The sequence below is a fragment of the Streptomyces phyllanthi genome (assembly GCF_009377205.1).
GTDB classification, from domain to species: domain Bacteria; phylum Actinomycetota; class Actinomycetes; order Streptomycetales; family Streptomycetaceae; genus Streptomyces; species Streptomyces phyllanthi.
Map to the genome: position 1 here is coordinate 1 of NZ_VJZE01000050.1, position 12,925 is coordinate 12,925.

Here is a 12,925-nt window from a genome sequence, read left to right on the forward strand (position 1 = left end):
CCTCCAACCAAAAGGTGACCCATGCCCCCCGCCCCCGAGCTGATCTCTCCGCGCTCCGCTCGTGTGTCCGCCGCGCGGCGGCTCGCCCGGCGGAACTTCCGTGGGAAGGAGCGGCTGTTCCTCGCCGAGGGGCCGCAGGCGGTGCGGGAGGCGGCGGGACACCGGGCGGCCGACGGCACATCCACGCTCGTCGAGCTGTTCGCGACCCTGGAGGCCGCGGAGCGCCACGCCGACATCGTGGGCGAGGCCCGCACGGCCGGCGCCCGCGTCCATCTCGCGTCCGACGACGTGATCGCTGACATCTCCACCACGGTGACCCCCCAGGGGCTGGTAGGGGTGTGCCGGTTCCTCGACACTCCGTTCGAGGACATCCTCGAAGCCCGCCCCAGGCTCGTCGCCGTCCTCGCCCACGTCCGCGACCCGGGCAACGCCGGTACCGTACTGCGCTGCGCCGACGCCGCCGGCGCCGAGGCCGTCGTACTGACCGACGCCTCCGTAGACCTGTACAACCCCAAGGCCGTACGCGCCTCCGTGGGCTCCCACTTCCACCTGCCCGTCGCCGTCGGTGTGCCTGTCGAGGAAGCCGTCGCAGGGCTCAAGGGGGCCGGTGTGCGTGTTCTCGCCGCCGACGGCACCGGGGACGACGACCTCGACGACGAGCTCGACAAGGGGACCATGGGCGGGCCCACCGCCTGGGTGTTCGGCAACGAGGCGTGGGGGCTCCCGGAGGAGACACGGGCGCTGGCGGACGCCGTCGTGCGCGTTCCCCTCCACGGAAAGGCCGAAAGCCTGAACCTCGCGACCGCCGCCGCCGTATGTCTCTACGCGTCCGCCCGTGCACAGCGCGCCTCTGGAGGGTGCCGTTCCGTCACACCCGGCTAGTAGGGTGACGGGCTCGGGGGCCCTCCCCCAGGCTCTCGGCCGCGCTCGAGCAGGGGGGACCCCCATGCCAGACGCGAGAGGTGGGGTACGGGGATGAGTGTCGGCACGAGCAGGGCACCGGGTGCACCCGGCGTGGGCGCCGGCGCCGCGCCCGGCCACGGTGATCTCGCCGAGCTCGGCATCGGCCCCGAGGACCTCCCGGACGGACTCGTCGTCGCCGACGAGCACGGCACCGTGATCTGCTTCAACGCCGCCGCCGCCCGTATCACCGCCGTCCCCGCCGCCGACGCCCTCGGGCGCCGGCTCGAAGTGGCCCTGCCGTTAGAGGACCTGGAGGGCCGCCGGTGGTGGCAGCTGACGGACCCGTACGGCGGGCTCGCCATCCGGGTCGGGCAGCCCGAGCGGAACCTGCTGCTGCCCGGTGGGCGCGAGGTGCTCGTCTCGGCGCGGTACGTCCGTACGGAACCCACCGGGCCCGTCCGCCGTGTCATCGTCTGTCTCCGCGACACCGAGGCCCGCCGCCGTACCGAGCGCAGCCACGCCGAGCTGATCGCCACCGTCGCCCACGAGCTGCGCTCGCCGCTCACCTCCGTCAAGGGGTTCACCGCGACCCTGCTCGCCAAGTGGGAACGGTTCACGGACGACCAGAAGAAGCTGATGCTGGAGACCGTCGACGCCGACGCCAACCGGGTGACACGGCTCATCGCCGAGCTCCTCGACATCTCGCGCATCGACTCGGGGCGCCTCGAGGTGCGCCGTCAGCCCGTCGACATCGGTGCCGCCGTCGGACGGCACATCCACGCGTACGTCGCCGCGGGTCAGCCCGCCGACCGGTTCCTGCTGCGGATCCAGCAGCCGCTGCCCGGCCTCTGGGCCGATCCCGACAAGATCGACCAGGTGCTCAGCAACCTGCTGGAAAATGCCGTGCGCCACGGCGAGGGAACCGTCACGATTGACGTCCAGCCCTCGGCCTCCCCGCGCGAGCGGGAAGAAGACGGCGAACACGCCGCCACGTCGGTCACGGTGAGCGACGAGGGGCCCGGCATCCCGGAGGAGTCCATGAACCGCGTCTTCACCCGCTTCTGGCGGGGCAGCAAGCGCGGCGGCACGGGCCTCGGGCTGTACATCGTCAAGGGCATCGTCGAGGCCCACGGCGGCACCATCACGGTCGGCCGCGCCCCCGGCGGCGGCGCCGAGTTCCGATTTACGTTGCCCGTGGGCACCCCGGCGTATCTGCAGTAACGCCGACCGAGGCCCCACGGGCGCATTCACCTACGTCAACCCCGTTAGACTCGGCTTTTGGCACCTTTGTGTCCCGAAGTCGGCGACGATCCGCCAACGGATCCGGACGGGGACCTTCAGCCAGCCAATCGGAAGCACGGGAAGAGATGTCGGCACCCAATAAGTCGTACGACCCTGTCGAGGTCGAGGCGTTGAAACCGGAAGAGATCGAGCGCATGCGGGACGAGGCGCTCGCCGCCTTTACCGCCGCGGACTCCCTCGACGCGCTCCAGGAGGCCAAGGTCGCCCACACCGGCGGCACCTCGCCGCTGGCCCTCGCCAACCGCGAGATCGGGGCCCTGCCCCCGCACGCCAAGGCCGCCGCCGGCAAGCTCGTCGGCCAGGCCCGCGGCGCCGTGAACAAGGCCCTCGCCGCCCGTCAGGCCGAGCTGGAGGTCGAGCGGGACGCCCGCGTGCTCGTCGAGGAGGCGGTCGACGTCACCCTGCCGTACGACCGCGTACCGGCCGGTGCCCGCCACCCGCTCACCACGCTGTCGGAGCGCATCGAGGACATCTTCGTGGCCATGGGCTACGCGGTGGCCGAAGGCCCCGAGGTCGAGGCCGAGTGGTTCAACTTCGACGCGCTGAACATCGGCCCGGACCACCCGGCCCGAGGCGAGCAGGACACCTTCTTCGTGCAGGGCCCCCAGGGGGGCGCCGAGTCCGGTGTCGTGCTGCGCACCCACACCTCGCCCGTACAGATCCGCTCCCTGCTGGGCCGCGAGCTGCCGGTCTACGTGATCTGCCCCGGCCGCGTGTACCGCACCGACGAGCTGGACGCCACGCACACCCCCGTCTTCCACCAGGTCGAGCTGCTCGCCATCGACGAGGGCCTGACCATGGCCGACCTCAAGGGCACCCTCGACCACATGGTCCAGTCGCTGTTCGGCGAGGGCATGAAGACCCGGCTGCGGCCGAACTTCTTCCCGTTCACCGAGCCGTCCGCCGAGATGGACATGCTCTGCTACGTCTGCAAGGGCGAGTCCGTCGGCAACCCCGACCGGCCCTGCCGCACCTGCTCCAGCGAGGGCTGGATCGAGCTCGGCGGCTGCGGCATGGTCAACCCGCGGGTGCTGACCGCCTGCGGCGTCGACCCGGAGAAGTACAGCGGCTTCGCCTTCGGGTTCGGTATCGAGCGGATGCTGATGTTCCGCCACAACGTCGAAGACATGCGAGACATGGTCGAGGGTGACGTCCGGTTCACCCGGCCGTTCGGGATGGAGATCTGATGCGGGTCCCGCTTTCCTGGCTGCGGGAGTACGTCGACCTGCCGGCGACGGAGACCGGCCGTGACGTACAGGCCAAACTGATTTCGGCCGGTCTGGAGGTCGAGACCGTCGAGCAGCTCGGCGCCGGCCTGAAGGGCCCGCTCGTCGTGGGGCAGGTGCTGACCATCGAGGAGCTGGAGGGCTTCAAGAAGCCGATCCGGTTCTGCACCGTCGACGTCGGCACCGCCAACGGCACCGGCGAGCCGCAGGAGATCGTCTGCGGCGCCCGTAACTTCGCCGTCGGCGACAAGGTCGTCGTGGTCCTGCCCGGTGCCACGCTGCCGGGCGGCTTCTCGATCTCCGCGCGCAAGACGTACGGCAAGACGTCCCACGGCATGATCTGCTCCAGCGACGAGCTGGGTATGGGCGACGACGGCACCAAGGGCATCATCGTGCTGCCGCCGGAGCACGAGGTCGGCACCGACGCCATCGAGCTCCTCGAACTGGTCGACGAGGTCCTCGACATCGCCGTCACGCCCGACCGCGGCTACTGCCTCTCCCTGCGCGGTGTCGCCCGCGAGGCCGCCACCGCCTACGGTCTGCCGCTGCTCGACCCGGCGCTGCTCGACGTGCCCGCCCCGAACGCGTTCGGCTACCCGGTCGAGGTCTCCGACCCCGCCGCCTGCGACCGCTTCACCGCGCGCACCGTCAGCGGTCTCGACCCGGAAGCGCGTTCCCCGATCTGGCTCAGGCGCCGGCTGCAGAAGGTCGGCATGCGTCCGATCTCGCTCGCCGTCGACATCACCAACTACGTGATGATGGAACTCGGTCAGCCGCTGCACGCCTACGACCGCAACCTGGTCCAGGGCGCGATCGGCGTACGCCGGGCCGAGGAGGGTGAGAAGCTCACCACCCTCGACGGCGTCGTGCGCACCCTGGACACCGAGGACCTGGTGATCACCGACGAGCGCGGCCCGATCGGGCTCGCGGGCGTCATGGGCGGCGCGAACACCGAGATCGCCGACCACGAGGCCACCGAGAACGGGGAGAGCGCCTCGACCGAGGTCGTCATCGAGGCCGCCCACTTCGACGCGGTCGCGATCGCCCGTACGGCCCGTCGCCACAAGCTGTCGTCGGAGGCGTCCCGCCGCTTCGAGCGCGGTGTCGACCCGCTGGCCGCGGCCGCCGCCGCCCAGCGCACCGTCGACCTGCTGGTGCTGCTCGCGGGCGGTACGGCCGACGCCGGTGTCACCGAGGCCGTCGCGCCTTCCGGGCCGCGCGCGATCACGATCCCGGCCGACCACCCGGACAAGGTCGCGGGCGTCACGTACGGCCGCGAGACCGTGGTACGCCGCCTCCAGGACGTCGGCTGCGACGTGGCCGGGCAGGACGAACTGACCGTCACCCCGCCGTCCTGGCGACCCGACCTCACCGACCCGAACGACCTGGCCGAAGAGGTCATCCGCCTGGAGGGCTACGAGAACCTGCCCTCCACGCTGCCCAAGCCCCCCTCCGGCCGCGGTCTGACCCACCGGCAGCGCCTGCACCGCCGGGTCGGCCGGGCGCTGGCCGGTGCCGGATATGTCGAGGCGCCGAACTACCCGTTCATCAGCGAGCAGGTCTTCGACCAGCTCGGTCTGGACGCCGGTGACCCGGTCCGCCGTGTCGTCAAGCTCGTCAACCCGCTGAGCGACGAGGAGCCCGCGCTCCGTACGTCGCTGCTGCCGGGGCTGCTGGGCGCCCTGCGGCGCAACGACGGCCGGGGCTCGCACGACCTGGCTCTGTTCGAGACCGGTCTGGTCTTCCACCCGCGCGAGGAGCCGGGCGTCGCCGTCCGGCTGCCCGTCGACCGGCGCCCGACCGACGAGGAGATCGCCGAGCTGACCGCTGCGCTGCCCGAGCAGCCGCGTCATGTCGCGGTCGTCCTCGCGGGCGCCCGCGAGCAGGCCGGCTGGTGGGGCAAGGGCCGCCCGGCCGACTGGGCCGACGCGGTCGAAGCCGCCCGGACCGTCGCCGCCGAGGCCGGCGCCGAGCTGCTCATCCGCAAGGGGCAGTACGGGCCGTGGCACCCGGGCCGCTGCGCCGAGCTGGCGGTCGCCGCCGACGGCACCGAGCGGGTCGTGGGTCACGCGGGCGAGCTGCACCCGCGTGTTCTGAAGGCCCTGGGGCTGCCCGCGCGCACCTGTGCGATGGAGCTCGACCTGGACGCGCTGGAGAAGGTGGGTGACGGTGCTCCGCAGGCGCCGGGCATCTCCACGTTCCCCGTCGCCACGCAGGACGTCGCCCTCGTCGTCGACGAGTTCGTGCCGGCGGTGGAGGTCGAGGCCGCGCTGCGTGAGGGCGCCGGTGAACTGCTGGAGTCCATCCGGCTGTTCGACATCTACGAGAACGCCGAGCAGCTCGGTGAGGGACGGAAGTCCCTGGCGTACGCGCTCCGCTTCCGGGCCGGGGACCGGACGCTGACCGTGGACGAGGCGTCCGCCGCGCGTGACGCGGCGGTTGCCCTGGCGGGCGAGCGTACGGGGGCGGTTCTGCGCGGGTGACTCCGCCGGTGGGCGAGGGGAACTGCGGGTTTGTCCGCCGGCCGCGGGTTGGTGGTGGCCGGTCGCAGTTCCCCTCGCCCCTGTTCGGGGGTGCTCCCGTGCGCTCTGCAAAAAGCTTTCGCCCCCCTGAGGGGCGCTCCCGAACTCTTACCGATCACCTCACTCATTCGAGTGACAAGTTGGGGTGATCTGGAGCGATCCGGGCATCCGGTCGACAGAATCGGACCGGCCTCTCGGGGCCCTGTGCGCTGTCACGGCCTAATGGGGGGCCATCGGCATGATTCGTATGAACGCTGGGGCTCCCGGCAGGGCGTGGCCCGGGACGTACGCCTCGCGCGCGGTCACCGGGAACCGCGCGGTGGCGCGGGCCCGGGACCGGCTGCGGGCCGCTGTCGACCGTGGGGTCCGCCTCGCCGACGGTCTTCGGTCCGACCGGGACCGAGCCGACCGGCAGCCGGTCCGCTCGGGCCTCGCGGTGGGGCTGCCCCTGGTGGCGGGTGCCACGGCGATCACGTACGGACTGAGCCGTCCGACGGCGCGGCGGAGGGTGCTCGGGGCTCGGATCGTCACCAGCGCCGTCTGTCTCGCGGCCGGTACCGGCCTGGTGCTGCGCGCCAGGCGAGCGCTGCTGGGGGAGTTGCGGCAGGCCCGTGAGGTCGCCGGTGCCGCGCAGAGGACGCTGCTCAGGCCACTGCCCCCGCGTATCGACGGGCTGACCACCGCCGCCGAGCAACTCTCCGCCGACCCCGGTGCCGCCGTGGGCGGGGACCTGTACGAGGTGATCGCCACCGAGCACGGCGTGCGGGTCGTGATGGGCGATGTGCGCGGGCACGGCATCGGTGCGATCGGGACCGTCGCCGCGATCCTCGGCAGTTTCCGCGAGGCCGTGTACGACGAGGCCGAACTCTCGGGTGTGCTCAGGCGGTTGGACCGGGCCTTCGCCCGGCACCTGCGCGAGCGGTCCAAGGCCGAGCATCCGTCCACGGGATCGGACCCCGTCGGCACGGTCGCCGAGGAGTTCGTGACGGTGCTGCTGCTGGAGATCCGGCGCGACGGTGAGGTGCTCGCCCTCAACTGCGGCCACCCCTGGCCGTATCTGCTCAGCGGCGGCCGGGTGGAGTCCCTGGCCGGGGTGGCCGACCCGCTGCCCCCGCTCGGGCCGTTCCCGCTGCCCGCCGAACTGGCGGCCACCGACTGCGGCCGACTGCTGCCCGGTGAGGCGCTGTTCCTGCACACCGACGGCGTGGAGGACGCCCGGGACGCCTCGGGCAGGTTCTTCCCTCTCCCCGAGGCGCTCGCAGAGGCGACCCGCATCCGCCCGGCGTCCGCGCAGCCGGTCCTGCAGTCCGTACTCACGCAACTGCTGCACCACGCCGACGGAATGCCCGCCGACGACGTAGCCCTACTGATCCTCCACAACGACCGCCACCCCACCCGCGCCCCTCTGGGATCACGGGGAACGGCACGCCAAGCCACGACGGGCCCGCAGCCGACGAACCGCCGGTAGCCCCTTTTTTCTGGGGCGCGGGGAACTGCGCGACTGCTCGCGACGGGCCCGCGGTGGACGAACTACCTGTTGCCCCTTTTCAGGGGCGCGGGGAACTGCGCGACTACCCGCGACGGAGCCGCAGTCGACGAACTACCAGTGGTGCCCCCTGGGGGCGCGGGGAACGGCGCGCCAAGCCACGACGGGCCCCGCGGTGGACGAACTACCTGTAGCCCTTTTTCGGGGGCGCGGGGAACTGCGCGACTACCCGCGACGGAGCCGCAGCCGTCGAACTACCAGTGGTGCCCCCTGGGGGCGCGGGGAACGGCGCGCCAAGCCACAACGCACCCGCAGCGGACAGAACACCCGCACCCCCCACCCCGTTACAAGCGGAGCGCGTGCGCACAGTCCGGGTTCGGGCACTCCGTTCACACCCCGTGCGAAGGGGGAAGCGCTACGCTGAGCCCGCGCCGGCTCCGAGCCACCGGAGGGCACCTCCATGCAGCCCAACACTCTGCTCGACGCGATCCTCGACGAGGCGGGGATGTCCCACGCGGGCCTCGCCGCCCATGTGAATCAGGCAGGGCGGGCGCGCGGCCTCACCCTCAGATATGAACACACCGCCGTGGCACGGTGGTTGAAGGGTCAGCGCCCGCGTGGACAGGTGCCCGACCTGATCTGCGAGGTGCTCGCCGGCCGGCTGCACCGTACCGTCACCCTCGACGACATCGGCCTCGGCGTACCCGGTGAGGCGGCCGGGCCGCACACCTCGTCGCTCTCCGGCTTCGTGGAGCGCGCCACCGCCCTGTGGCGCTCCGACGAGCAGCAGCGCCCGCACATCCTCGGCGCCCCCGCCGTCACCGGAACCCCCGCCGTGATGCCCGTGTGGGAGTGGGAGAACCCGCCCGAGGACGTGGACGTCTCACGCGGCGGCCGGCACCGCGTGAGCATGGCCGACATCGAGATGCTGCGCGCGGCCCGCACCCACTACGAGCAGATGTACCGCAAGGCGGGCGGTGTGGCCACACGCACCCGTATCGTCGGCTTCCTCAACGCCGAGGCCGCGCCGCTGCTGCGCGGCAGCTACACCGACGCCACCGGCCGTCAACTCCACCGCGCGACCGGCGGGTTGGTGGCCGTCGCGGGGATCTGCGCGTACGACTCGGACGCCCATGGGCTCGCCCAGCGGTACTTCCACCAGGCACTGCGGCTCGCCAAGGCCAGCGGCGACCGGGGACTCGGCGCGTATGTGATCGCGTTGCTGGTCAACCAGGCGCTGTTCATGAAGGAGTACCGGCAGGCCGTCGCGTTCGCGGAGGCCGCGCTGCGCGCCGCGGGCAAGCACATCACGCCCGCGCTCGCCTCGGACCTGTACGCGATGCAGGCCAAGGCGTACGCGCACCTCGGTGACGGCACGAGCGCGCTGTCCTGCATCCGGCGTGCCGAACAGGCCGCCGAGCGCATCCGGCGCGGGTACGAACCGGACGAGACCGGCTATGTCCAGCCCGGCCTGGTCAACGTGCAGGTGGCGGAGGCCCTGCTCAGTCTCGGCGACCTGACGGCCGCGGCCGAGAACGCCGCCGCCGCGGTGGACACCCCCGCGCACGACCGGGGCCGTGTCCACCGGCTCGCCATGCTCAGCCAGATAGAGCTGAGACAGGGCAACGCCGACCGGGCGGTGGCGACCGCCGTGGAGATGGCGGAGACCGCGCGGGGCATGGAGTCCCAGCGGCTGCGCGACCGGCTGCGGGCGGTCCGTGAGCACCTGGTGCGCAGCGGCTGCGCGGGCACGGCAGAGGCCGCCGAACTCATCGACGGAGCCCTGCGCGTACCCCTGTAGCGCGGCCCCCGCCGAGTGACAACCGCGCCCTCCGCGCGCGGAACGACACCCACCGCTGCGCCCTGAGCGAGCCACCATGGGCTCCCTGTGCGCCTGCTGTCAGGGCCCTCCTGCTGCGATATTGCCACTTACTTGGCGGAAGGTGGCAGAACCATGCAGTGGACGAAACAGAACGAACAAACTGTGTACGCAAACCGCTGGTTCAGCGTCAATCTCGCGGATGTCGCACTGCCGGACGGGCGGCACCTCGATCACTTCCTCATACGGCTGAGGCCCGTGGCCGTGGCGACGGTGGTGAACGAGGCCAACGAGGTGCTGCTCCTGTGGCGGCACCGCTTCATCACCGACAGCTGGGGATGGGAGCTCGCCGCGGGTGTGGTCGAGGACGGCGAGGACATCGCCGGGGCGGCGGCCCGCGAACTGGAGGAGGAGACCGGCTGGCGGCCGGGACCCCTGCGTCACCTGATGAGCGTCGAGCCCTCCAACGGGCTCACCGACGCCCGGCACCACATCTTCTGGGCCGACGAGGGCAGGTACGTCGGCCATCCCGTGGACGACTTCGAGTCCGACCGTCGGGAGTGGGTCTCCCTCAAGCTCGTCCCCGACATGGTCGCCCGCGGCGAGGTCCCGGCCGCGAACATGGCGGCAGCGCTGCTCCTCCTGCACCATCTGAGGCTCGGGCAGGACGCCTTGCCCTGATCCCCCCGGCGTCCGGTGCCTCAGCGGCCCACGGCCTGCCAGATCGCCACGACGAGCGCGCCCACGGCCGTGAGCGCGGCCACCGCGGGCAGCGGCCAGCGGGTGTGCTCCAGGGTGACGACCCGTGTGCTCAGGTCGTCGAGCTCCTTGGCGGTCTCCTCGGCGCGGTGACTGAGCAGCGTGAGCCCTCCCTCGACGCGGGCATGAGCCACATCGAGGCGACGGCGTAACTCTGCGAGTTCACCGTGGACCACGGGATGCTCGGGGTCGGTGGCCACGAGTCCACTCCTTTCTGTAGTCGTCCGGTCCCTTGCGATGCGCATGTGAAGTCAACTCGCCTGGTGGGCGCGTGGGGAGAGTGTGCGAACGGCATATGCGTGCCCGCCGCGCACACGGTGTGTGAATGGCGCGGACCCGGTGCCTTATGAGGTACCGGGTCCGTGAAGGTATGCGGTTTCACGCAACGTGAGCGGGTTGACGTGGCATCAGGCTGGAGTCCCCTCAGGCCGACGGGCGCCGACCGCAGACGCGCCGTCAGGCCGACGGGCGCCGGCCGCCGATGCGCCCGCAGGCCGAGAGGCGCTGCCGGCCGCCGTACCGTCAGCCGTACGAGTAGAAGCCCGACCCCGACTTCCGGCCCAGCCGGCCCGCGTCGACCATGCGCTGGAGCAGCGGGGGAGCGGCGTACAGGGGCTCCTTGTACTCCTCGTACATCGAGTACGCCACCGAGGCGACCGTGTCCAGGCCGATCAGGTCGGAGAGCTTCAGCGGGCCCATCGGGTGGGCGCAGCCCATCTCCATGCCGTTGTCGATGTCCTCGCGACTGGCGATGCCCGACTCGAACATCCGGATCGCGGACAGCAGATACGGGATCAGCAGTGCGTTGACCACGAAGCCGGAGCGGTCCTGGGCGCGGATGGCGTGCTTGCCCAGCACCTTCTCGGTGAACACCTGGGCCCGGCTCAGCGTGCCCTCGGAGGTGGTGAGCGCCGGGATCAGCTCGACCAACTGCTGTACGGGCGCCGGGTTGAAGAAGTGGATGCCGATGACCTGGTCGGGCCGCGAGGTGGCGACCGCCAGCTTCACCAGCGGGATCGAGGACGTGTTGGAGGAGAGGATCGCGTCCGGGCGGGTCACCACCTGGTCGAGCACCTGGAAGATCTCGGTCTTCACCTGCTCGTTCTCGACGACGGCCTCGATCACCAGGTCGCGGTCCGCGAACTCGCCGAGGTCGGTGGTGAAGGAGAGCCGTGCCTGTGTCGCGTCCCGCTCCTCCTCCGTGATCTTGCCGCGCTCGGCCGCCTTGGAGAGGGAGTTGAACAGCCGGGTGCGGCCGATCTCCAGGGCCTCGCCGGTGGTCTCGGCGACCTTCACGTCCAGTCCGGCGCGGGCGCACACCTCGGCGATGCCCGCTCCCATCTGGCCGCAGCCCACGACTCCGACGCGTTCGATGTCGGTCACATCGGTCCCTTCCGCTGGTCTACGCAACTTCGCAGGAACCTCGTGGTACGGGGCCTGCGCCAAATCTGCACGTTACCTTCGGTGGCTACTGAGCGGTTCGGCGGGTGGCGCGTGAAAGGCTGACCGGCGAACGGCTCGTGACGGGGCGGGCACCCAGCACGCGGAGGTACGAGGATGCATCGCAAGCCACGGATGTCACGGCGGGCGTTCGCGGTGACCGCCCTGTCAGGGCTCGTGGCCGCGGGCGGTGTGGCGGCGGGCACCGCGATGGCGGGAGCGGGAGGGGAAGTGGAAGGGAAATCGGGCCGGAGGCGGGCGAGCGGCGAGCTGAGGGGCATGTGGCTGGCCACCGTCGCGAACCGGGACTGGCCCTCCAAACCGGGGCTGACCGCCGCCGAGCAGCGTGCCGAACTGATCGCCCATCTCGACATGGCCGAAAAGCGCCGGCTCAACGCGGTGATCTTCCAGGTCCGTCCCACGGCGGACGCGCTCTGGCCCTCCCCGTACGAGCCCTGGTCGCACTACCTCACCGGCACCCAGGGCAAGGACCCCGGCTGGGACCCGCTGGGCACGGCGGTCAGGGAGGCCCACGCGCGGGGACTGGAACTGCACGCCTGGTTCAACCCGTACCGGGTCGCGGGCCACGCCGACCCGACGAAGCTGGCCGCCTCGCACCCCGCCCGCACCCACCCGGACTGGGTCGTCACCTACGGCGGCAAGCTCTACTACAACCCGGGCATCCCCGAGGTCCGCGCCTTCGTGCAGAAGGCGATGCTCGACGCGGTGCGCCGGTACCCCGTCGACGCCGTGCACTGGGACGACTACTTCTACCCGTACCCGGTCGCGGGCCAGGTGTTCGACGACGACGCGGCCTACGACCGGTACGGCGGCGGCTTTCCCAACCGGGCCGCGTGGCGGCGCGACAACATCGACAAGTTGGTCCGGGAGACGGCCGCGCAGATCAGGGAGATCCGGCCCGGCACCCAGTTCGGCATCAGCCCCTTCGGGGTCTGGCGCAACGCCTCGACCGATCCGCTCGGCTCCGACACACGGGCGGGCGTGCAGACGTACGACGACCTCCACGCGGACACCCGCACGTGGGTCCGCGAGAACTGGATCGACTACATCTGCCCGCAGCTGTACTGGTCGGCACACCCGCTTGACCAGCAGGTTCCTGCAAACTATGCCGTCCTTCTGCCCTGGTGGGCAAAGGTCGCGAGGGGGTCGGGGACACGGCTCTACATCGGGGAGGCCCTCTACAAGGCGGGTGACCCGGCGCAGCCTGCGGCCTGGCAGAACCCGGCCGAACTGTCCCGTCACCTCACCCTCGCCAAGAAGCACCCCGAGGTGCGGGGGCACGTGTTCTTCTCGGCCAAGGAGGTCAAGGAGGACAAGATCAAGGCCATGGCTCGGGTGGTCGCCGACCACTACCAGCAGCCGGCGCGACCGCCCCGATGATCGAGGGGCAGGTCCCCAGCAGGGCGCTCACGGAGATCTTGAGTCGGCATCGCATCACGGACCTGAA

Annotated in this window: 10 protein-coding genes; 8 read left to right on the forward strand and 2 right to left on the reverse strand. The window is 71.5% G+C overall.

What is annotated here, in order from left to right; all coding sequences use genetic code 11:
• Positions 1-21 precede the first annotated feature (21 nt).
• The 7 genes from FNH04_RS10470 (at position 22) to FNH04_RS10500 (ending at position 9,939) form a co-directional block, all read left to right on the forward strand.
• Positions 22-882, forward strand: coding sequence for a TrmH family RNA methyltransferase (locus tag FNH04_RS10470; RefSeq protein ID WP_152782679.1), 861 nt, complete (start codon positions 22-24; stop codon positions 880-882).
• 93 nt (positions 883-975) lie between these two features.
• Entirely contained in the window at positions 976-2,124 is a 1,149-nt protein-coding gene (locus FNH04_RS10475) for a sensor histidine kinase (RefSeq protein WP_152782683.1), read from the forward strand.
• Positions 2,125-2,270: 146 nt separating this feature from the next.
• On the forward strand, positions 2,271-3,392 hold the full coding sequence (pheS, locus tag FNH04_RS10480) for a phenylalanine--tRNA ligase subunit alpha (protein ID WP_152782686.1): 1,122 nt from the start codon (positions 2,271-2,273) through the stop codon (positions 3,390-3,392).
• Positions 3,392-5,914, forward strand: a complete 2,523-nt coding sequence (gene pheT, locus FNH04_RS10485) for a phenylalanine--tRNA ligase subunit beta (protein ID WP_152782688.1) — start codon at positions 3,392-3,394, stop codon at positions 5,912-5,914. Before pheS ends, pheT begins: the two co-directional genes overlap by 1 nt.
• Positions 5,915-6,191: 277 nt before the next feature.
• A complete protein-coding gene (locus FNH04_RS10490) occupies positions 6,192-7,421 on the forward strand; it encodes a PP2C family protein-serine/threonine phosphatase (protein ID WP_386574320.1) in 1,230 nt (409 codons plus the stop codon).
• A 478-nt stretch (positions 7,422-7,899) separates the two neighbouring features.
• Positions 7,900-9,240 carry a transcriptional regulator gene (locus FNH04_RS10495; protein ID WP_152782692.1) on the forward strand — a complete coding sequence of 447 codons (1,341 nt, stop codon included), beginning with the start codon at positions 7,900-7,902 and terminating at the stop codon, positions 9,238-9,240.
• A gap of 153 nt (positions 9,241-9,393) precedes the next feature.
• Positions 9,394-9,939: an NUDIX hydrolase gene (locus FNH04_RS10500; RefSeq protein WP_152782694.1), complete on the forward strand. Its 546-nt coding sequence runs from the start codon at positions 9,394-9,396 to the stop codon at positions 9,937-9,939.
• Between the two features lie 20 nt (positions 9,940-9,959).
• On the opposite strand, the gene FNH04_RS10505 is transcribed toward FNH04_RS10500, so the two are convergent.
• Positions 9,960-10,217, reverse strand: a complete 258-nt coding sequence (locus FNH04_RS10505; RefSeq protein WP_322722872.1) for a hypothetical protein — start codon at positions 10,215-10,217, stop codon at positions 9,960-9,962.
• A gap of 322 nt (positions 10,218-10,539) precedes the next feature.
• Positions 10,540-11,400, reverse strand: coding sequence for a 3-hydroxybutyryl-CoA dehydrogenase (locus FNH04_RS10510; protein ID WP_322722873.1), 861 nt, complete (start codon positions 11,398-11,400; stop codon positions 10,540-10,542).
• Between the two features lie 174 nt (positions 11,401-11,574).
• Here FNH04_RS10510 and FNH04_RS10515 point away from each other — a divergent pair, with 174 nt between their 5' ends.
• A complete protein-coding gene (locus FNH04_RS10515) occupies positions 11,575-12,858 on the forward strand; it encodes a glycoside hydrolase family 10 protein (protein WP_228031269.1) in 1,284 nt (427 codons plus the stop codon).
• Positions 12,859-12,925 lie beyond the last annotated feature (67 nt).